General features: G+C 62.4%; 23 protein-coding genes and 1 tRNA gene. 15 read left to right on the top strand and 9 right to left on the bottom strand.

Annotated elements, in window-relative coordinates; all coding sequences use genetic code 11:
- The first annotated feature begins 49 nt into the window (after positions 1-49).
- Together AC2CGW_RS05030 and AC2CGW_RS05025 are read left to right on the top strand one after the other, a co-directional pair.
- Complete coding sequence (locus AC2CGW_RS05030; RefSeq protein WP_186668294.1) at positions 50-613, top strand: GNAT family N-acetyltransferase; 564 nt, start codon at positions 50-52, stop codon at positions 611-613.
- A gap of 50 nt (positions 614-663) precedes the next feature.
- On the top strand, positions 664-1203 hold the full coding sequence (locus AC2CGW_RS05025) for a hypothetical protein (RefSeq protein ID WP_484573614.1): 540 nt from the start codon (positions 664-666) through the stop codon (positions 1201-1203).
- A gap of 10 nt (positions 1204-1213) precedes the next feature.
- Here the strand turns inward: AC2CGW_RS05025 and AC2CGW_RS05020 are convergent, their stop codons facing one another.
- Positions 1214-1693: a DMT family transporter gene (locus AC2CGW_RS05020; protein WP_186668290.1), complete on the bottom strand. Its 480-nt coding sequence runs from the start codon at positions 1691-1693 to the stop codon at positions 1214-1216.
- Positions 1694-1783: 90 nt separating this feature from the next.
- Here AC2CGW_RS05020 and AC2CGW_RS05015 point away from each other — a divergent pair, with 90 nt between their 5' ends.
- Positions 1784-2701 carry a LysR family transcriptional regulator gene (locus AC2CGW_RS05015; protein ID WP_186708079.1) on the top strand — a complete coding sequence of 306 codons (918 nt, stop codon included), beginning with the start codon at positions 1784-1786 and terminating at the stop codon, positions 2699-2701.
- A gap of 87 nt (positions 2702-2788) precedes the next feature.
- On the top strand, positions 2789-3178 hold the full coding sequence (locus tag AC2CGW_RS05010; protein WP_186708077.1) for a lysozyme inhibitor LprI family protein: 390 nt from the start codon (positions 2789-2791) through the stop codon (positions 3176-3178).
- A gap of 204 nt (positions 3179-3382) precedes the next feature.
- On the opposite strand, the gene mnmH is transcribed toward AC2CGW_RS05010, so the two are convergent.
- Together mnmH and selD are read right to left on the bottom strand one after the other, a co-directional pair.
- Complete coding sequence (gene mnmH / locus AC2CGW_RS05005) at positions 3383-4486, bottom strand: tRNA 2-selenouridine(34) synthase MnmH (RefSeq protein WP_484573613.1); 1104 nt, start codon at positions 4484-4486, stop codon at positions 3383-3385.
- Entirely contained in the window at positions 4486-5520 is a 1035-nt protein-coding gene (selD, locus tag AC2CGW_RS05000) for a selenide, water dikinase SelD (RefSeq protein WP_288377041.1), read from the bottom strand. Before selD ends, mnmH begins: the two co-directional genes overlap by 1 nt.
- 125 nt (positions 5521-5645) lie before the next feature.
- On the opposite strand from selD, the gene AC2CGW_RS04995 reads away from it, so the two are divergent.
- The 4 genes from AC2CGW_RS04995 to phnE are packed head-to-tail and all read left to right on the top strand — an operon-like array spanning position 5646 to position 8876.
- Entirely contained in the window at positions 5646-6500 is an 855-nt protein-coding gene (locus tag AC2CGW_RS04995) for a putative selenate ABC transporter substrate-binding protein (protein WP_186668279.1), read from the top strand.
- Complete coding sequence (locus AC2CGW_RS04990; protein ID WP_484573612.1) at positions 6497-7291, top strand: phosphonate ABC transporter ATP-binding protein; 795 nt, start codon at positions 6497-6499, stop codon at positions 7289-7291. The genes AC2CGW_RS04995 and AC2CGW_RS04990 overlap by 4 nt, the downstream gene beginning before the upstream one ends.
- Positions 7285-8112: a PhnE/PtxC family ABC transporter permease gene (locus AC2CGW_RS04985; RefSeq protein WP_186708070.1), complete on the top strand. Its 828-nt coding sequence runs from the start codon at positions 7285-7287 to the stop codon at positions 8110-8112. The genes AC2CGW_RS04990 and AC2CGW_RS04985 overlap by 7 nt, the downstream gene beginning before the upstream one ends.
- Entirely contained in the window at positions 8109-8876 is a 768-nt protein-coding gene (phnE, locus tag AC2CGW_RS04980; protein ID WP_186668272.1) for a phosphonate ABC transporter, permease protein PhnE, read from the top strand. The genes AC2CGW_RS04985 and phnE overlap by 4 nt, the downstream gene beginning before the upstream one ends.
- A 15-nt stretch (positions 8877-8891) precedes the next feature.
- On the opposite strand, the gene AC2CGW_RS04975 is transcribed toward phnE, so the two are convergent.
- Entirely contained in the window at positions 8892-9782 is an 891-nt protein-coding gene (locus AC2CGW_RS04975) for a bestrophin family protein (protein WP_186721554.1), read from the bottom strand.
- Positions 9783-10040: 258 nt separating this feature from the next.
- Between AC2CGW_RS04975 and AC2CGW_RS04970 the strand changes: the two genes are divergently transcribed.
- From AC2CGW_RS04970 to AC2CGW_RS04960, 3 genes are all read left to right on the top strand, one after another.
- Positions 10041-11096: a diguanylate cyclase gene (locus AC2CGW_RS04970; RefSeq protein WP_186668268.1), complete on the top strand. Its 1056-nt coding sequence runs from the start codon at positions 10041-10043 to the stop codon at positions 11094-11096.
- A 745-nt stretch (positions 11097-11841) separates the two neighbouring features.
- Complete coding sequence (locus tag AC2CGW_RS04965; protein ID WP_484573611.1) at positions 11842-12012, top strand: hypothetical protein; 171 nt, start codon at positions 11842-11844, stop codon at positions 12010-12012.
- A gap of 785 nt (positions 12013-12797) precedes the next feature.
- Positions 12798-13262, top strand: a complete 465-nt coding sequence (locus tag AC2CGW_RS04960) for a hypothetical protein (protein ID WP_484573610.1) — start codon at positions 12798-12800, stop codon at positions 13260-13262.
- A 40-nt stretch (positions 13263-13302) separates the two neighbouring features.
- On the opposite strand, the gene AC2CGW_RS04955 is transcribed toward AC2CGW_RS04960, so the two are convergent.
- Together AC2CGW_RS04955 and AC2CGW_RS04950 are read right to left on the bottom strand one after the other, a co-directional pair.
- Complete coding sequence (locus AC2CGW_RS04955; RefSeq protein ID WP_484573609.1) at positions 13303-13581, bottom strand: DUF3077 domain-containing protein; 279 nt, start codon at positions 13579-13581, stop codon at positions 13303-13305.
- Positions 13582-13594: 13 nt separating this feature from the next.
- The gene (locus AC2CGW_RS04950) at positions 13595-13828 is read right to left on the bottom strand and encodes a hypothetical protein (protein WP_484573608.1); all 234 of its coding nucleotides are present in this window, start codon (positions 13826-13828) and stop codon (positions 13595-13597) included.
- Positions 13829-14202: 374 nt separating this feature from the next.
- Here AC2CGW_RS04950 and AC2CGW_RS04945 point away from each other — a divergent pair, with 374 nt between their 5' ends.
- Positions 14203-14823 (top strand): LysE family translocator, encoded by a 621-nt coding sequence (locus tag AC2CGW_RS04945; protein ID WP_484573607.1) that lies wholly within the window; start codon positions 14203-14205, stop codon positions 14821-14823.
- 213 nt (positions 14824-15036) lie between these two features.
- Here the strand turns inward: AC2CGW_RS04945 and AC2CGW_RS04940 are convergent, their stop codons facing one another.
- From AC2CGW_RS04940 to AC2CGW_RS04930, 3 genes are all read right to left on the bottom strand, one after another.
- Positions 15037-15339 carry a Fis family transcriptional regulator gene (locus tag AC2CGW_RS04940; protein ID WP_484573606.1) on the bottom strand — a complete coding sequence of 101 codons (303 nt, stop codon included), beginning with the start codon at positions 15337-15339 and terminating at the stop codon, positions 15037-15039.
- Positions 15336-15707 (bottom strand): type II toxin-antitoxin system RelE/ParE family toxin, encoded by a 372-nt coding sequence (locus tag AC2CGW_RS04935; RefSeq protein ID WP_484573605.1) that lies wholly within the window; start codon positions 15705-15707, stop codon positions 15336-15338. Before AC2CGW_RS04935 ends, AC2CGW_RS04940 begins: the two co-directional genes overlap by 4 nt.
- Positions 15708-15847: 140 nt before the next feature.
- Positions 15848-15932: transfer RNA gene (locus tag AC2CGW_RS04930), tRNA-Leu, on the bottom strand.
- Positions 15933-16040: 108 nt separating this feature from the next.
- Here AC2CGW_RS04930 and queA point away from each other — a divergent pair.
- Genes queA through yajC form a run of 3 tightly spaced genes read left to right on the top strand, consistent with a single transcriptional unit; the run spans position 16041 to position 18597 of the window.
- The gene (queA, locus tag AC2CGW_RS04925) at positions 16041-17090 is read left to right on the top strand and encodes a tRNA preQ1(34) S-adenosylmethionine ribosyltransferase-isomerase QueA (protein WP_186668249.1); all 1050 of its coding nucleotides are present in this window, start codon (positions 16041-16043) and stop codon (positions 17088-17090) included.
- A gap of 14 nt (positions 17091-17104) precedes the next feature.
- Positions 17105-18220: a tRNA guanosine(34) transglycosylase Tgt gene (gene tgt, locus AC2CGW_RS04920; protein WP_162144435.1), complete on the top strand. Its 1116-nt coding sequence runs from the start codon at positions 17105-17107 to the stop codon at positions 18218-18220.
- A 41-nt stretch (positions 18221-18261) separates the two neighbouring features.
- Positions 18262-18597 (top strand): preprotein translocase subunit YajC, encoded by a 336-nt coding sequence (gene yajC, locus AC2CGW_RS04915; RefSeq protein ID WP_186668247.1) that lies wholly within the window; start codon positions 18262-18264, stop codon positions 18595-18597.
- Positions 18598-18635 lie beyond the last annotated feature (38 nt).

The raw sequence follows: 18635 nt of genomic DNA, 5'->3' as shown, positions 1-18635 counted from the left end.
CCGCTGACGCTAGACTGTCATCTTCCCAAAGTCGGACAGGAGTCCCTGCGTGACCCACCCCCGCAGTTTCCCCAGCGACCTGTGCCTGGACAGCCCGCGCCTGCAACTGCGCCCCATGCGTCATGGCGATGCGGCGCAGTGGCTGGCGATCATGGCCGACCCGGAGGTCATGCGTTTTTGGCACCATGCCCCCTGGCAAGAACTGGCCGAGGCCGAAAGCGCCCTGGCCGCCGACCGTGAAGCCTATGCCGCCGGCACCCTGCTCAAGCTCGGCATGTACCGGCGCGACAACGGCGAGCTGATCGGCATGGTCCAGTTGTTCAATCTCGATGACGATTCGCGTCGCGGCGAGATCGGCTACTGCCTGGCCAAGGCCGTGCAAGGTCGGGGTTACATGGACGAGGCGCTGACCTGCTTCATCGACTATCTGGCCCACACCCTGCACATGCGCCGCCTGGAGGCGGAGATCGACCCGCGCAACCAAGGCTCGGCGCGCACCCTGGAGCGCCAGGGCTTCGTCCTCGAAGGCACGCTGCGCGCCCGCTGGTGCGTGGCGGGCGAGCTGTCCGACTCGGGGATTTACGGGCTGTTGCTGGAACCGCCTGTCGCCTGAGGCGCGGGTGCGGTAAGGTCGGGGTTTCGCCCGATCCGATGGAGCTTCGGTTGCCAGCCTACTACCTCAGTATCAGCCTGCTGCTTTACCTGCTTGGCCTGTGTTTCGACGGCGTCCTGATGGGGGCCGGGCGGCACATGCCCGCTTTGCAGATGCTGCTCTACGGCCCCTGGGGCGTGGCATTCGAGCTGTACCAGTGGTTCGCCAACCCCCTGATGGCGCTGGCGGTCCTGAGCCATCGGCGCTTGCGGCGACTGTCGCTGCTGTTCGGTCTGCTGGCGCTGTACCTGGCCGCAAGCAGCCTTGGCCTCGAGCGGCTACCCGACAACCGCAGCTACGCGTTCCACGATGTCACAGGTTTCGGTGCCGGGTTCTACCTGTGGTCGCTGTCGATCCTGACCTTCTGCGCGGGCCAGGCCTGGTGGTGCTGGAAGGCCCGCAAGGCCGACGACATGCCAGGTTGGCACTGGCTGGACGTGGCCCTGATCGCGGCGCTCGGGGTGATGCTGTATGCCGCAACGCAGATGCCCTCGCTGCGCTTCGAGGTGGATCAGGTGCTGATGCCGCCCGAGCGTGCACAAAGCTTGTAGAGCCCTGGCCTCAGGCGCTGCGCGCCGTGCCCCACTGCACCACCAGCATGCCCCCGACGATCATCGCCACCCCCAGCAGCCGTGGCAGGTTCACGGGTTTCTCCGGCAGGCCCATCAAGCCGAACTGGTCGATCAGCAACGACGACAGCACCTGCCCAGCGATCACGCAGACGATGAACCCCGCCGCGCCCAGGCGTGGCGTCAGCACCAACGCGGCGGTGATGTAGATCACCCCGGCGACGCCCCCCAGCCAGGCCCACCAGGGTGCCTGGGCCAGGTTCTGCAGCTGTGGCATGGGCGCGCGCATCAACAGCAGCGCTGGCACCAGCATCATCAGGCTGACCAGCAGCGAAACCCCCGCCGCCCACAACGGGTGCCCGAGCAAGCGCCCCAATGCAGCATTGCTGCCGGCCTGAAAAGGCACCGCCGCTCCGGCGAGCAGGGCGACGAGCAAGGGCAGGATGGCGGACAAGGCAAAGACGTTGGGCATGGCGTGAGCTCCTGTGGATAACCTTGGCCCAGTCTCTTGTATGCGCTTAAATGATGGAAATTCGAATTCTGCACAGGCTTTATTCGTCAAATGGATGATTTGCGTCGCATCGACCTCAACCTGCTGTTGACGCTGCATGCCCTGCTCAGCGAGCAGCACGTGTCCCGCGCAGCTATCCGACTGCACCGCAGCCAGCCGGCGGTGAGCCATGCCTTGGCGCAACTGCGCGACATCTTCGCCGACCCGCTGCTGGTACGCCGTGGCGCCCGCCTGGTACTGAGCCCTCGCGCCCAGGCCCTGCGCGATCCGCTGCAGCAGGCGCTGGCGCAGCTCGACGGGCTGCTGGGCAGCCCGGGGTTCGAGCCGGGCAAGGCGCGCCGCACCTTTCGCCTGGCGATGTCCGACTACGGCGCCCAGGTGGTCCTCCCTGCGCTGATGCGCGAGTTGCGTAGCGTGGCACCGCAGATCGATCTGGTCATCTCCCAGGGCAGCCGCGAGGCGATGCTCGGGCAGTTGATCGATGGCGAAGTGGATCTTGCCCTGGGGGTGTTTCCCGAGTTGCCCTCGGAGGTCCATGAGCAGGGCTTGTTCGAGGAGTCGTTTGTCTGTGTGGCCGATCGCAGCAGCCTGCCAGCACGTGGCGGCCTGACTCTGGACACCTGGCTGGCGCGCCCGCATGTACTGGTGGCGGTACGTCCTGGCATCGACAACGAGATCGACCAGGCACTCAAGGCTCTTGGTGTCCGTCGGCGCATTGCCCTTACTCTGCCGCATTGGGGCGTGGCCCAGACCGTGCTGGCCGGGACCGACCTGGTGCTGACCGTGGCCCGGCGCAGTCTGGCAGCAAGCCCGCCAGACAAGGCCCTGCGGGTCTTCGAGCCGCCGCTGCCGATCAGCGCGTTCAGCTTTGCCCAGGCCTGGCATGCCCGGCGCGAGGGCGATGCTGGGCATCAGTGGTTGCGCGAGCTGATCCATCGCCACTGCCAGGGCTGGCATTCACCTGCGTAGGACGGGTCCGATTTCACAGGGTTACAGGGGCCTTGCGGCGTACTTGCTGCTAGGCTGGCAATCTTTCCGATCAGAGGGTTCTCTTCGATGTTCAAGCATTCCCTGGCAGCCGTCGTTGCCGCGCTGGTATTCGCCTCGCAGGCACAGGCCGACGAGAACTCCCCCGCCTATACCCAATGCATGGACAACGCCTCCAGCACCGTTGCGATGAGTGCCTGCATCAAGGATGAAACCAAGTTGCAGGATGATCGCCTCAACCGGGTCTACAAGCAGTTGCTCGGCAAGCTCGAGGCGCCGCAGCAGAAAAGCCTGCGCGAAGTGCAGCGCGACTGGATCAGCTTCCGCGACAAGAACTGCAAGTTCCACGTGCAGGCCAGCGGCGGGACCCTGGCGCAACTCGAAGGCGGCATGTGCGTACTGGACATGACCCGCGAGCGCGCCGCGGAGCTGGAGCGGATTCTCAGCCCTGGGCAGTGAATGGTCTCGAACCCTGTAGGAGCGGGCTTGCCCGCGAAAAATACAACGCGCTGCCTGGCACGGGCTACGCCCGTGTTCGCGGCGGTTCGGCGCCCCGACAAGCCCGCTCCCACAGGGGGGTGGGCTGGCCTTTAGATTTTGAGCAAGACAGTTGCTCCTACAGGTATCGCACCGGCAGAGTCGGTGCCATGCCCCGCGAGGCAATCAGCGCCGACGCAGCGCCCGTGCTTTCAGGTACTCCCGCACCTCGACCGCATCGCCGGCAAACTCGATCCTGCCCGACTTCGCCTCACGCTGGTACGCATACATCGGGTCGTAGTACTCGTTGAGCAGACCCTCGATCCAGCCTCGGTGCAGATCCACCTCACCGCTGTGCAACTGCACCTGCAGCGCCTGCTCCAGCAGCGCATACAGCCGCTGGAAGCGTTCGCCCCCCAGACGCTTGTGGATATTGCCCATGCTCTGACGCAGGCGCTCGGCAAACAGGCGGCGCCCATCCTCTTCGCCATGCAGGGCAACGAATTCGGCACACAGGTTGATCACGTAGTCGCGCAGGATGCGCTCGACGCGATGGGCAAAACTGTCTTCCAGCCACACCAGCGGATACTGCTGCATGCCTTGGTACAGCGCCAGCGGCACCGAGCAGCTGCCGACCATCCGCCCCTCGTCCTCCAGCACGAACTGCTGCACGCCCCGCGCGCGCTTCTTGAGCACATCGATGGCCAGGCGGTTCTCGAAGTCGATCGGTGCCGGTTGCGCGGTGGCGCGCTTGCCGAAGCTCGAACCGCGGTGGTTGGCGTGGCCTTCGAGGTCGAGCACGTTGTCCAGTTGCAGCAGCACGTCGGTCTTGCCGGTGCCGGTCAGGCCGCCCAGCAGCACGAAGTCGCATTGCTCGACTGCCTGTTGGGTGGTGTCCATCAGGAAGGTCCGCAGGGCCTTGTAGCCGCCTTTGACCCGCGGATAGTCGATGCCCACGTCTTTCAGCCAGCCCTGGACGATCTGCGAGCGCAGGCCGCCACGAAAACAGTACAGATACCCTTGGGGGTTGGCCTGGGCGAATGCGGCCCAGGCTTCCAGGCGCGCCTGCTTGACCGCGCCGCTGACCAGTTGGTGGCCCAGGGCGATGGCTGCGCTTTGGCCCTGATGCTTGTAGCAGGTGCCAACCTTCTGCCGCTCCTGGTCGTTCATCAGCGGCAGGTTGATGGCGCTGGGGAAGGCACCCTTGGCAAACTCGACCGGTGCACGCATGTCCATCATCGGCGCATCGTCGAGGAACAGCTGTTTGAAGTCAGTGCAGTCGGGGCGCATCAAATCACCTCGACTGCGTAGGTCTGTCGCTCGACCAGTGTGCCGATCGGCGACAGGTCCAGGCCCAGTTCAGCGGCGACCCCCAGAAACTCCGCCTCACCCTCGGGACTCACGGCTACCAGCAGGCCACCACTGGTCTGCGGGTCGCACAGCAGGTGCTTCTGCTCATCGCTCAGGGTGCCGATCTTGTGGCCATAGCTGTCGTGGTTGCGCAGCGTACCGCCGGGAATGCAGCCCTCGGCCAGGTAGTGATCCACACCCGGCAGGCGCGGTACTGCCTCGAACTGCAGGCGCGCGGTCAGGCCGCTGCCTTCGGCGACTTCGACCAGATGGCCGAGCAGGCCGAAGCCGGTCACGTCGGTCATCGCCTTGACCCCGTCGAGCTTGCCGAAGCGGCTGCCGGGTGTGTTCAGGGTGCACATCCAGTCCCGCGCAAGGCCCTGGTCCTGCTCACGCAGCTTGGACTTTTTCTCGGCGGTGGTGAGGATGCCGATACCCAGTGGCTTGGTCAGGTACAGCGTGCAGCCGACGGTCGCGGTGTCGTTGCGCTTGAGATTGCGCTTGCCGACCACGCCGGTCACCGCGAGGCCGAAGATCGGCTCGGGCGCATCGATGGAGTGGCCGCCGGCCAGTGGAATGCCCGCTTCGGCGCAGACCGCACGGCCACCACGGATCACCTCGCGGGCAACCTCAGGCGGCAACACGTTGACTGGCCAGCCGAGGATGGCGATGGCCATCAGCGGGTCGCCACCCATGGCGTAGATGTCGCTGATGGCGTTGGTCGCGGCGATACGGCCGAAGTCGTACGGATCGTCGACGATGGGCATGAAGAAGTCGGTGGTCGAGACCACCCCGCGCTCGTCGTCCAGGGCGTACACGGCAGCGTCGTCACGCGAGGCGTTGCCGACCCAGAGCTTGGGGTCCAGCGCCTGGCTGCCGCTTTCGGCAAGGATCACATCCAGCACCTTGGGGGAGATCTTGCAGCCACAGCCTGCGCCGTGGCTGTACTGGGTCAGACGAATCGGCTCGCTCATTAGGCACCTCGGGGTCCAATTGTTGCGCGATTGTAGCAAAGCTGGCCTTTGCGCCATCGGCTCTTATAATTCCCGCAGTCGGTGCGTCGCCGGCACTTTCCCCGCTATTGAACCGGAGAACTCCCATGCTCAAACGCCCCTTGGCGCTCGCCGCCGGCCTCATGCTGTCCTGCTGCGCCGTCATCGCACAGGCCGCCGACACTTTGCGGGTCAGCGCTATTCCCGACGAAGCGCCGACCGAACTGCTGCGCAAGTTCAAGCCGCTGGGTGAATACCTCGAGCAGCAACTGGGCATGAAGGTGCAGTTCGTACCGGTCGCCGACTACCCGGCGGTGGTCGAGTCGCTGGCCAGCAATCGCCTGGACCTGGCCTGGCTGGGGGGCTTCACCTTCGTCCAGGTGCACCTGAAGGATCCGACCGCCACTCCGCTGGTGCAGCGTGAGCAGGATGCGCAGTTCACCAGCAAGTTCATCACCGCCAACCCGGACGTGAAGAGCCTGGCCGACCTGAAGGGCAAGACTTTTGCCTTCGGTTCGATCTCCTCGACGTCCGGCAGCTTGATGCCGCGCTATTTCATGCTCAAGCAAGACAACATCAAGCCTGAAGACTACTTCAGTCGGGTCGCCTATTCCGGTGCACACGACGCCACCGTGGCCTGGGTTCAGGCGGGCAAGGTCGATGCCGGCGTGCTCAACGCCAGCGTCTGGCAGAAGCTGGTCGATGCGGGCAAGGTCGACACCAGCAAGGTGAAGGTGTTTGCCACCACGCCGACCTACTACGATTACAACTGGACCGTGCGCGGCAACATGGACCCGGCCCTGAAAGACAAGATCAAGCAAGCCTTCCTCGCCCTCGACCCGGCCAAGCCTGAGCACAAGGCGATCCTCGACCTGCAAGCGGCCAGCCGCTTCATCGAAACCAAACCCGAAAACTACGCCGGCACCGAACAGGCTGCCCGTGAGGCCGGCTTGCTCAAGTGAGTATTCAACTGCACGCGGCAGGGCTTCGGCATGGTCAGGTACGCGCCCTCGAAGACGTGAGCCTGCGCATCGACAAGGGCGAGCGGGTGGCGGTGATCGGGCCATCGGGAGCGGGCAAGTCCAGCCTGCTGCACCTGATGGCCACGGCCGTGCAGCCCGGCGCCGGGCACCTGGAGGTGCTTGGCGCACAGCCCTGGGCATTGTCGGCGGGGGCGCGGCAGCGCCTGCGGGCGCGGGTCGCGCTGGTGCACCAGGCGCCGCCGCTGCCGCCGCGCCAGCGGGTGGTCACCGCCGTCCTGGCCGGGCGCCTTGGCCAGTGGGGCACCTTGCGCGGCCTGCTCAATCTGCTGCACCCCAGCGATGTGCCGGGCGCGCGACAGGTGCTGGCGGAGTTGGGGCTGGCCGACAAGCTGTTCGTGCAGTGCGGGCAGTTGTCCGGTGGCCAGTTGCAAAGGGTGGGTATCGCCCGGGCGCTGTATCAACAACCTGAAGTACTGCTGGCCGACGAACCCGTCTCGGCGATGGACCCGGTGCTGGCTGATCACAGTCTGGCCCTGCTCAATCGCCACGCGCAAACCCATGGCGTGACACTGGTCGCCAGCCTGCATGCCGTGGAGCTGGCGCTCGCGCATTTCCCCCGGGTGATTGGCATCCGCGAAGGGCGCGTGGTGTTCGATTGCCCGGCAGTGGCGGTGACCGATGCCTTGCTCGACGCCCTCTACGCCAATGAGCAACTGGCGTCGCCAACGACCGTGGGGCCGACGCTGACGGTGCAGATCCCGCGATGCTGAAGACCGATGCCCGCGACCCTGCGGCGTTGCCACGCCTGTTGCTGACGCTGTTGTGCCTGGCCCTGTTGTGGCCGGGCGTGCAGTTGAGCGAACTCGACCCCGGGGTGCTGTTGCAGGCCGAGAACCGTCAACAGATGGCAAGCTTCGTTGGCGCCTTCTGGCCACCGGCCCATGACCGGGACTTTCTGGCGTTGCTGTTCGAGGCCACCCTGCAGACGCTTGCCGTGGCCACTGCCGGCATGACCCTGGCATTGCTGCTGGCCATCCCCGCCAGCCTGCTGGGCAGCCGGGCATTGTCGTTGAGGGCGGCATCCCGCGCGGGTCGCCCCGGGCCTTGGTCGCGGCTGGTGCGCATGCCGGTACGCGGCATGCTGGTGTTCCTGCGCAGCGTGCCGGAGATCGTCTGGGCGTTGTTGTTCGTGCGCGCCGTGGGGCTGGGACCGACGGCGGGGGTACTGGCCATCGCCATCACCTACAGCGGCATGCTTGGCAAGGTCTATGCCGAGATTTTCGAGTCGGTGGACCAGCGCCCGGCCCACGCCTTGATGCAGGCTGGCAGCGGACGGCTGAGTGCGTTCTGCTATGGCATCCTGCCGGTGGCGGCGGCGGAGGTGGTGTCCTACACGGTCTATCGCTGGGAATGCGCGGTGCGGGCTTCGGTGGTGATGGGCTTTGTCGGTGCTGGCGGGCTGGGGCAGCAGATCGACCTGTCGATGCGCATGTTCGCTGGCGCCGAGGTGGCGAGCATGCTGCTGGCGTTTCTCGTACTGGTGACCCTGGCCGATGTGTTGAGCCGCGTGTTGCGTGGGAGGCTGGCATGAACCGGGCGATCAACCTGCTGGTGATCGTCGCCATCGTCGCGGCGGTGGTGGCGTCGTTCGCCTACCTGGAACTCGACCTTGCGGCCGTCGTCGGCAATGGTGGATTGGCGCAGATGGGCGAGTACGCCTCGCGCTTCCTGAGCCCCGACCTGTCCCCCGAGCATCTGCGTGCCGTGGGCCGTGGTGCATTGGAAACCCTGGCGATGTCGGGGCTGGGCACCTTGCTGGCGATGGTGCTTGGCCTGCTGCTGGCATTGCCCGCGGCCGGGCGCTTCGGCTGGCCGCTGCAGGGGGCGGCGCGCTTGCTGCTCAATGCCCTGCGGGCTATCCCTGAGCTGGTGTGGGCGGCCTTGACCGTGCTGGCAGCCGGGCTCGGGCCCAATGCTGGCACCCTGGCCCTGGCGCTGCACACGGCAGGCGTGCTGGGGCGCCTGTTCGCCGAGGCGCTGGAGAACGCGCCCGCAGAGCCGGCGGCGGCGATCCGCTTGCAGGGCGGCAGCCAGGTCGCAGCGTTCTGCTTCGGCACCTTGCCCAATCTGTGGCCGCAGTTGCTGGCCTACAGCCTGTATCGCTGGGAGAACAATATCCGCATGGCCAGTGTGCTGGGCTTCGTTGGTGCGGGCGGGTTGGGGCAGATGCTCTACACCACCCTCAGCCTGTTCCAGGAAGCCCAGGCCAGCACGGTGATCATCGGCATGCTGGCGCTGGTGTTGCTGGTGGATGCCTTCAGCGATGTGCTGCGCCAGCGCTATGTGCGGGCGTAGATGAAGAGGGCTGTTTCAGTCCACCCATTCCCCACACTGCGCCTCGCGCTGCATCGACTCCAGGTTCCGTTCGATGGCCTCGCAGATCGTGTCCATCGGAATCTGGTGCTCGCTGCGTCGAAACGGGCTCTGCAGGTCGGTGCCGATCCGCTCGATCGCCAGCAGCATGAAGCCCACCACCGTCGAAGCCAGCGGCGTGAACCACTCCAGCGACTCCACCAGCCCGATCGGCACGATCACGCAGAACAGCGTGATGAACAATCGCGGAAAATACACGTAAGGGTAGGGCAGTGGCGTATTGGCGATCCGCTCCATCCCGCCCTGGGCGTTGGACAGGTCCACCAGCGTCGACTCCAGCCGCGCCAGGCGAATGCTGTCCAGCCGCCCGGCCTTGTATTCGCGTGCCAGCAAGGCGGCGGAGCCGGCGAGGATGTCGTTGGCGAAGTTGTTCGAACCATTGCGCCGCTCGAACTCGTGATGCGGGATGAACGCCATCAGCTCCGGCGGGCACGGCTCGTTCTTCAGGTTCGCTGCCAGGCAGTTCACATAGGCCACATGCCGACGCAGCAAGGTCGCCTTGACCGGGTTGAGCCCGTCATCTGGATCGTCTACCAGCGTCAGCACCTGCCGCGCAAAGCTGCGTGAACTGTTCACCATCGCCCCCCACAGCGTGCGCGCCTCCCACCAGCGGTTGTAGGCACTGCTGTTGCGAAAGCTCACCAGCACCACCAGCGCCGAACCCAATAGCGTCAGCGGGATCAGCGGCAGGCTGAACTTGCTGTTGAAGAACAGCATGAAGTCGATGGTGACCAGGATGTCCCACACCAGCAGCCACAGCAGCGACCAGCCGATGTAGTTGAAGGTCTTGAGGACCAGGCGGTACTTGCGCACGAGGTAGTTTTTCACGCAGGGATCTCTTCGTGGAGCGGATGAAGGATCCGACGTCGGGGGCGGGGCAAGGTTCGGTGGACTGGATGTTACTGGACGTGTTTCTCGCGAGGTCGAGACGGAATTAACCCGACGGTTAGTGTATTTCGTCCAGCACGTTTGAAGTCCTGTTTTCGATAGTGGCACAATGCTCGAACGCCGACCCCCAGGGCATTTTCCCGCCTGGCTGCCTGTCCGGTGCATTCAAGGACAGTCCATTTTTTCGGTGAGCCCTCAATGATCGAGCGAACGGGTAAGGGTCTTTCCTTCGCCAAACGCATGTACCCACCCCGCGCCATTGGCACCGGGCTGGGGTTCTTCTGTGTGCTGATCGGCATCTGGCCGCTGCAGCCGGCCTGGTGGACCTGGGCCTTGCTAGCGCTGCACGGCTTCGTCTGGCCGCACGTCGCTTATCAGCTGGCCCGGTTGTCGAAGCAGCCCTTTCGCGCCGAGCAGCGCAACCTGGTGTTCGATGGCTTTGCAGGAGGCTGCTGGGCTGGCGTCATGGGGCTCAACCCGCTGCCGAGCGTGATCATCCTGTCGATGATCGCCATGGACAAGATCGCTGCTGGCGGCTGGCACATGCTCGGCAAGACCTTCCTCGCCCAGGCGCTGGGCATTGGCCTGGGGCTCTGGTTGTACGCGCCACCGCTATTCCCGCCTACCAGCCAGGCACAGATGCTTGCGTGCCTGCCGATCCTGCTGATCTACCCCATGGCCATCGGCCTGATCTGCTATCAAGTCACCGTCCAGCTCGCCCAGCACAAACGCACCCTGGCGCGCCTGAGCCAGACCGACAGCCTCACCGGCCTGATCAACCACGGCGCCTGGAAAGACCTGCTGCTGCGCGAATTCCAGCGTTGCCGCCGCGACAATCAGGCCAATGTGCTGGCGCTGATCGACATCGACCATTTCAAGCAGATCAACGACCGTCACGGCCACCTGATGGGCGACGACATCCTGCGCACCCTCAGCGCGTTCCTGCCGACCCACCTGCGCAAGAGCGACCCGGTGGCGCGCTATGGCGGTGACGAGTTCTGCGTGATGCTGCCCGGCGTCAGCGTGGCGCAGGCCGAAGAAGTGCTCGAGCGGCTGCGCGAGGCGGTGGAGTGTTATCGCCATCCTGAATTGCCGGAGCAGGGGTTGAGCCTGAGCATCGGCATCGCGCCTTTTGGCGGGCATCTTCAGAGCGCCGAGGCCTGGTTGCATGAGGCGGATATGGCGCTGTACCAGGCCAAGAGTGCGGGTCGAAATCGGATTGTGGTGGCGGGGCGGTATGGGGCGATGGTCTAACACCAGCAATTCCATAGCTGCTATGTGTTGGTTTTTAGTTGGCTCAGCAGGTCGACCTCTTCTGACCCGCGCAGCTCAAAAATAAACGGACGCCAATCATCCGATTGTTCTCGATAAGCAGGCTCTTCAGCTATGTTTAGGCGTACCCAACCCTATGGATAAACGGATTTAATCGTCCGTTTATTTTAATTAGTCGGACATATTTGGCCGCTTATGGAAAGATTTTTTCCGGTAGATTGTGACGCAAGCCTCCAGCGTATAGGGCTTCTAGGGTCTGTATGAAAAGCCTTGAGACGAAGGTCAGGCAAGGCGAAAACAGCCGAGGAAGCGGAGTTTACGGGTTGTAAATGAGCATTCCGAGGCTGTTTTCAACGCAGCATCACCGAGTATCAAGGTTTTTCATACAGAGCCTAGTCAAAACGGCGCGCCTGGAGCAGGTTGTCCGGCAACTGGATGTCGTCAGTAGACTTGGCGTTACCGAGAAGATGCTGCGTCGCATCGAACGTGGTGATCCATCCGTCAGTGTCAGCATCGTTGATGCTCGTGTTGTGGAACCTTGGTCTCACAGACAAGGTTTTCCGTCCTCTGGAGGACGCTTCAGTCTCCTTCGTTGAGTTGAAGGACGAGACCAGTGGCCGCCGAGCGCGCAGACGTCGCGCCAAGCCGGAGGACTTCTGATGCCCAGTGCCTACATCTACATGGAGCCCCCCAGACCGGTGAGGTTCTGACGCTTGGGCGCCTGACCTTGAATGGCAACCGCCCTGGCGAGTTCGTCTATTCTCCCGCCGCGCAGGATGAGGCGGACCCGGTTGCCGGTTGGGCTGATGAGTTGAAGGAGTACTACGCGGACTTTCTGCAAGGCAAGGTGCTGGAACTGGCGCGCAATGCGACCACCGCACAGAGGATTCTGGGCTGAGCGTCAATGGCGGGCTGCATGCGGAAAAATCCGATTGATATTTGGGATGTGTACTGCTGATCTGGTAAGTGGCAAACGGTTAGAACTGGCGTTTCGACGCTGGAATGTTTGCCATGGAAAAGCTGGTCCGGTGGACCAAGGTGCAAACGGAGCATCTTGCGCAAATTGAAAGCCCAACATTTGCCAGACGCAGGGTTGAAAGCGCTCTTCGGCATGATGAGTATCTTGTTGGCCTTGATGAGCTGATCCGATCCTGTACTCATTCATCTCCTCTGCGAGCTGGTACGTCTTGCACTGAAACCTTGCTAGCACACGTCGAGCACGGGCGATGGCTGTTAATTACTCCTAGGCCGCTCAGGCCTTTCGTCTCCGGTGGACTTGGCCATTACCCGCATTTGTCATGGTGCCAATCCAGGTTGTCCTAGCACCTCCGTGTTGCATGAAGGTCCTGGAAAATGGCGAACAGTAGATATCAGTGTTGATATGGGAAAAAGTGCCTTGGCCTTCGCTGCCAACCTCCTGGTGTCTCGCGGTGAAGACCGAATGTTCTTGTCTGAAGGCAAGGATTACTCGAATACGGTTCGAACGATCACACAGAGATGGACTCCGCTGGAGGAGCATGAATTGCGGATGTCGCTTCGCTCAACCAAACGTAACTATGGCGAAATTCGGCACATTAGACAGGTTTATGTCGAGGCTGATGATCATTGGCCTGTTGACGGTAAGTCTTGGCATTGGCGACCTGTCGTCGCGGACACTATCTATGAACAGAAAGGAGGTGTTTTTTGGCCCTGATGAACGATCGTCTTCAGCGATTCACCCAATTATGCTGGGGCGCGATGGATGCGCTCATCATCGTGCTCTACGCAGTCGCCAGCATTCGCCGTGGTCGGATTCCATTTTGGGATGATCTGCAAAGCATTGTGGCCTTGTCACGCGAGCATGGTGAGTTGGCATTGTTTGTCGGCCTTACAGGCGTAGCGGTGCATCTCTCGGTAGTCGCCAGTGGTTTGCTGTTTATCAAAGGTGTGCGTGTTGCGGCCTATGTCGGCCTGGCCCAGGCGCCATTTCGAATGATCCTGCTTCCCTCGATACCTATCGCCTTCCTATGGCCCAACGTCCTTGTTACGCCAGCACCCTGGCTGCTTTTTCTACTGGGAGTTGTCACGGAAGCCGTTAAAGTGTGGAGTTTGGTACTGCTGGTGCGAAGCCAGCGGTTCGCCCAAGCGACTGAATCACAGCCTGTGTAGCCGATGCGACTCAATAGGCCGGGGCTACGTGCAGCCCCACCTATCGACAATGCGGCTCTGACCTAGCGGTTTCCCGCCCGCGCCCTATCTCCACGTCATCCATCACCGCCTTGACCATGTCGCACAGCAAGTGCGCAGCCCAGCCCAGGTCGGCTTCGCCATCGGTGGAGGCGAGCAAGGTCATGCGCTTGGCGCAGGCCATCATTGCCGACGCCTGTTCCATTGCCAGTTTCGAATCATGCCCGGGCTCGACCCGGAACAGCGGCTTGTCGCCATCGCCGTAACCGAACCCGGTGACGCCTGCAGTGGTATCGCTCATGTTCGATGCTCCTTCAGTGACGGACCTGGATCCTGCTCAGTGCGGTTTCCGCCAGCCTCAGAGCGGCATCGACTTCGTGGGCGGTGGCGATGGTCAGGGGCTGGGCGGGGGTGCCGAGGGTGAGGGCGGTGCTGTGGTGGGTGATGGCGAGGGCGCAGGTGAGGTGTTCGATGATTTGGAGGACGAGGTCTTCGAGGGCGTGGGGATTTTCGGGGGAGAAAGAGGGATCGGGGACGATCTTTAACATGGTGAACTCCTCGCTGATGAAGGGACCACCACCATTGCTGTCAAACAAGAGGGTGGCAGCTGTAAGCAGGTTGACAGACCGGTCAGCAAGGAAACCCGGCGCACCCGAAGGTGCCCCACCTACAGCCGCCATAAAAGCGAAGCCGTGTGAGTTGCAATGCTGATTCGGCCTGTCATAGCCGGTCGTTGATGAGCAACGACCGGGCGAGACTAGAACGCGCCCCATGGCACCGCAACGGCTTTAGGCGGCCGAGAGTATGTTTGGGAAACGGACTACAGGGAATGGGGAAAAACTGAAAATCGAGCCACTTATCCACAACGAAAAAAGCTGCGCCCAAGCTAATCTAGGGCAACTTCCCGTCAGGTAGAGCCCCCATGTCCATCGCCGACAATCTGATTGCCTTCACGCTCGCGGCTACCCTGCTGACGATAACCCCCGGCCTCGACACCGCCCTGATCCTCAGAACCTCCGCCGTCGAAGGACGCAAGCAGGGACTGCGCGCGGCCCTGGGCATCAACGCCGGTTGCCTGCTTTGGGGCGCGGCGGTCGCCTTCGGCCTTGGCGCATTGATCGCTGTCTCCGAGCTGGCGTACGACATCCTCAAGTACTGTGGCGCTGCCTATCTGGCATGGTTGGGCGTGAACATGCTCCTGCGCCCACGCCAGTCGCTGGCGCCTGCCGAGGCTGAGGGGAGACCGGCAGCGAACTGGTTTCTCAAGGGCATGATGGGCAATCTGCTCAATCCCAAGGTCGGCATTTTCTACGTGTCGTTCCTGCCGCAATTCATTCCGCAAGGCCAGCCATTGATTGCATGGACCTTCGGGCTTGTGGGCATTCATGTGCTGCTGGGGTTGATCTGGGCGGTGGGGTTGATCAGTGCGACACAATCCATGGCGGGTGTGCTGCGCAAAGGGAAAGTGATCCAGTGGACGGATCGGGTGACTGGAATGGTGTTTGTGTTGTTTGCGGCGCGGCTGGCGTTGAGTCGGCGCTGAGGTGGGCTGTGATTTTGCTGATATTCCAAGGGTAAGCGTGGTAAGTGCTTAAACAGGGTTATTGCTTGCAGAGCTCCAAGAACTTTGGATCGCCAAAACCTAGTTAAAAAAAGAACCGACCCTTTGGTCGGTTCTTCATGGCGTCGCAGTATTGGCATAGACCATTCGATTTGAGCTTGAGAAAAACAAACTCAAAGCTTTATCGACTATGGGTCAGGCGTGGGCTGTTTCTTTTTCTGGGACCAGTCGCACCTCGAAGCGCTGACCAAGCGCGCGGGCAGCGCTAGCCAGGGTCGCCAAGGTCATTCCTGGATCGTCCTGATCGAGCGCTCGATCTACTGCAGTACGGCTGGTATGCATGCGCGTGGCCAGTGCTTTCTTCGTCATCTTCTGGCGCTTCATGGCTTCAGCGATCTGCCAAGAGATGACTCGCTTGAGGGCAGCAGCAGACACTTCTTCTGCGAGCCCTTGCTCTGCAAGGAAATCATCGAAGTCGGAGCCAATGTGCTGGTTCATTGCTTGTTCCTCTTGAGTGTTGCTTTGCGCTTCCTGGCAGTGGCCAGGTCGGACGCCGGTGTTTTCTCACTTTTTTTGATGAAGCCGTGAAGCAGGACCATGGCCTGACCTTCTACCGCAAACAAAACCCTGGCGATGCTATCGACTAAGTTCGTCCTTACTTCCCAGAGTCCTGGCTCCATCTTGCGTACGACAGGCATTCCGATCGGCCACCCAAGCTGCACGGTCTTGATGTCGACTCCAATGAGTCGGCGACTTGCACGGTCCAGTTCTGTCAGCCATTCACGCACGGGTTCATTTCCTGCCTCCGTGCGGAAAAATTTGACTTCACAGCTTGATAAGGGGGTCGTCCATGAACGGGATTGCACCAAAAAAGGTGCACAAATCAACTGGTCAGGTAACTGGAGGACAATGATAGGTTTGCACTGACAACAGACACAAAAAAACCGGCTCGTGGGCCGGTTTTTTGTCGTTCCAGGTCTGGTAGGGACCGCTTGGAACTATGTGATGGTGCCCCGAGGGAGACTCGAACTCCCACTCCTTTCGAAAACGGATTTTGAATCCGCCGCGTCTACCAATTCCGCCATCAGGGCTTGTGGCGCCGCAGTATAGAGAGGCTCCTGCAGTCGGTCAATCGGCTTTCATGGTCAATTTTCATGCATTGGGCTAAACTTCCCGGCCCTGCCAAGCCGAACACGATCATGCGCGTCGCCGATTTTTCCTTCGAACTCCCCGATTCCCTCATCGCCCGCCATCCCCTGGCCGAGCGCCATGGCAGCCGTCTGCTGGTCCTTGACGGGCCGAGCGGGGAGCTGGCGCATCGGCGCTTCACCGATTTGCTCGAGTACCTGCGCCCGGGCGACCTGATGGTGTTCAACAACACTCGGGTGATTCCGGCGCGGCTGTTCGGTCAGAAAGCCTCCGGCGGCAAGCTGGAAGTGCTGATCGAGCGCGTGCTCGACAGCCATCGGGTCCTGGCCCATGTGCGTGCCAGCAAGGCACTGAAGGTCGGCGCCACGGTGCTGATCGATGGCGGTGGCGAGGCCGAGATGGTCGCGCGCCATGAGACGCTGTTCGAGCTGCGCTTCACCGAAGAGGTGCTGCCACTGCTCGATCGCGTCGGTCACATGCCGCTGCCGCCGTATATCGACCGCCCGGATGAAGGCGCCGACCGTGAGCGCTACCAGACCGTGTACGCCGAGCGTGCCGGTGCGGTTGCTGCACCCACGGCGGGCCTGCACTTCGACGAGGCGCTGCTGGCGCAGATCGCCGCCAAGGGCGTCGAGCGTGCCTTCGTGACCCTGCACGTGGGCGCCGGCACCTTCCAGCCGGTGCGGGTCGACAAGATCGAAGACCACCACATGCATAAAGAGTGGCTCGAAGTGAGCCAGGAGGTGGTCGATGCCATCGAGGCCTGTCGCGCCCGTGGCGGGCGGGTGGTCGCGGTCGGCACCACCAGCGTGCGTTCGCTGGAGAGCGCCGCGCGCGATGGCGTGCTCAAGGCGTTCAGTGGCGACACCGACATCTTCATCTACCCCGGCCGGCCGTTCCATGTGGTCGATGCCCTGGTAACCAACTTCCATTTGCCCGAGTCCACGCTGCTGATGCTGGTCTCGGCCTTTGCGGGGTATCCCGAGACCATGGCCGCGTACGCCGCGGCGGTCGAGCAGGGATACCGCTTCTTCAGTTACGGTGATGCCATGTTCATCACCCGCAATCCGGCGCCGCGCGGCCCCGAGGATCAAGCATGAGTCGCACCTGTCGAATGTCCTTCGAACTGCTGGCCACCGACGGCAAGGCCCGTCGCGGTCGGCTGACCTTCCCCCGTGGCACCGTGGAAACCCCGGCGTTCATGCCGGTGGGCACCTATGGCACGGTCAAGGGCATGCTGCCGCGAGACATCGAGGCCATTGGCGCCGAGATCATCCTGGGCAACACCTTCCACCTGTGGCTGCGCCCGGGCACCGAGGTGATCAAGAAGCACAACGGCCTGCACGACTTCATGCAGTGGAAAGGCCCGATCCTCACCGACTCCGGCGGCTTCCAGGTGTTCAGCCTGGGTGCGATGCGCAAGATCAAGGAAGAGGGCGTGACCTTCGCCTCGCCGGTAGACGGCTCAAAGGTGTTCATGGGCCCGGAAGAGTCGATGCAGGTACAGCGTGACCTGGGCTCGGACATCGTGATGATCTTCGACGAGTGCACGCCATATCCGGCCGAGCACGACGTGGCGCGCACCTCCATGGAGCTGTCGCTGCGCTGGGCCCAGCGCTCGAAGAACGCCCACGGCGACAACACCGCGGCACTGTTCGGCATCGTTCAGGGCGGCATGTACCAGGACTTGCGCATGCGCTCGCTGGAAGCGCTGGTCAACATCGACTTCGACGGCCTGGCCATCGGCGGCCTGTCGGTGGGTGAACCCAAGCACGAGATGATCAAGGTGCTGGATTACCTGCCGGCACAAATGCCTGCTGACAAACCTCGTTACCTTATGGGGGTAGGCAAACCGGAAGATCTGGTTGAGGGTGTGCGCCGCGGCGTCGACATGTTCGACTGCGTGATGCCCACGCGCAACGCGCGCAACGGCCATCTGTTCGTCGATACAGGGGTGATCAAGATCCGCAATGCGTTCCATCGCCACGATGATTCGCCGCTGGATCCGACCTGTGACTGCTATACCTGCACCAACTTCTCCCGCGCTTATTTGCATCACCTGGACAAGTGCGGCGAAATGTTGAGCAGCATGCTGAATACCATCCACAACTTGCGCCATTACCAGCGCTTGATGGCCGGTTTACGCGAGGCTATTCAACAGGGTAAATTGGCCGCCTTTGTCGACGCCTTCTATGCCAAGCGCGGACTTCCCGTTCCGCCTTTGGACTGACTGTTCGCACACATAACTAAATTCAGCAACTGGAGTGCTACATGAGCTTTCTGATTCCCGCCGCTTACGCGGACGCTGCAGCCCCTGCCGCCGGCCCAGCTGGTACCGGCTTCGAGTGGATCTTCCTGGTCGGCTTCCTGGTCATCTTCTACCTGATGATCTGGCGCCCGCAGGCCAAGCGCGCCAAAGAGCAGAAAAACCTGCTCAGCGCACTGCAAAAGGGTGATGAAGTGGTCACCAACGGCGGTATCGCCGGCAAGATTGTCAAAGTTTCCGACGATTTCGTGGTACTGGAAGTGTCCGACAACGTCGAGCTGAAGTTCCAGAAGGGTGCCATCGCGGCCACCCTGCCAAAAGGTACGCTCAAGGCTATCTGAGTTACCGGTTTCATTTTTTCCAGTCGGGGCGCGCAAAG

It is taken from the genome of Pseudomonas sp. SYWMCR5, assembly GCF_057197165.1.
This window is presented reverse-complemented; position numbering and strand designations above follow the sequence as displayed.

What these genes read in the sequence shown, in the direction of transcription:
- phnE (WP_186668272.1), top strand. Translation starts at nt 8,109, where the DNA reads ATGAACCGGGCGATCAACCTGCTGGTGATCGTCGCCATCGTCGCGGCG.
- AC2CGW_RS04970 (WP_186668268.1), top strand. Translation starts at nt 10,041, where the DNA reads ATGATCGAGCGAACGGGTAAGGGTCTTTCCTTCGCCAAACGCATGTAC.
- AC2CGW_RS04995 (WP_186668279.1), top strand. Translation starts at nt 5,646, where the DNA reads ATGCTCAAACGCCCCTTGGCGCTCGCCGCCGGCCTCATGCTGTCCTGC.
- selD (WP_288377041.1), bottom strand. Translation starts at nt 5,520, where the DNA reads ATGAGCGAGCCGATTCGTCTGACCCAGTACAGCCACGGCGCAGGCTGT.
- AC2CGW_RS04985 (WP_186708070.1), top strand. Translation starts at nt 7,285, where the DNA reads ATGCTGAAGACCGATGCCCGCGACCCTGCGGCGTTGCCACGCCTGTTG.
- AC2CGW_RS04955 (WP_484573609.1), bottom strand. Translation starts at nt 13,581, where the DNA reads ATGAGCGATACCACTGCAGGCGTCACCGGGTTCGGTTACGGCGATGGC.
- AC2CGW_RS04950 (WP_484573608.1), bottom strand. Translation starts at nt 13,828, where the DNA reads ATGTTAAAGATCGTCCCCGATCCCTCTTTCTCCCCCGAAAATCCCCAC.
- yajC (WP_186668247.1), top strand. Translation starts at nt 18,262, where the DNA reads ATGAGCTTTCTGATTCCCGCCGCTTACGCGGACGCTGCAGCCCCTGCC.
- AC2CGW_RS05015 (WP_186708079.1), top strand. Translation starts at nt 1,784, where the DNA reads ATGGATGATTTGCGTCGCATCGACCTCAACCTGCTGTTGACGCTGCAT.
- tgt (WP_162144435.1), top strand. Translation starts at nt 17,105, where the DNA reads ATGTCCTTCGAACTGCTGGCCACCGACGGCAAGGCCCGTCGCGGTCGG.
- mnmH (WP_484573613.1), bottom strand. Translation starts at nt 4,486, where the DNA reads ATGCGCCCCGACTGCACTGACTTCAAACAGCTGTTCCTCGACGATGCG.
- AC2CGW_RS05010 (WP_186708077.1), top strand. Translation starts at nt 2,789, where the DNA reads ATGTTCAAGCATTCCCTGGCAGCCGTCGTTGCCGCGCTGGTATTCGCC.
- queA (WP_186668249.1), top strand. Translation starts at nt 16,041, where the DNA reads ATGCGCGTCGCCGATTTTTCCTTCGAACTCCCCGATTCCCTCATCGCC.
- AC2CGW_RS04945 (WP_484573607.1), top strand. Translation starts at nt 14,203, where the DNA reads ATGTCCATCGCCGACAATCTGATTGCCTTCACGCTCGCGGCTACCCTG.
- AC2CGW_RS05020 (WP_186668290.1), bottom strand. Translation starts at nt 1,693, where the DNA reads ATGCCCAACGTCTTTGCCTTGTCCGCCATCCTGCCCTTGCTCGTCGCC.
- AC2CGW_RS04940 (WP_484573606.1), bottom strand. Translation starts at nt 15,339, where the DNA reads ATGAACCAGCACATTGGCTCCGACTTCGATGATTTCCTTGCAGAGCAA.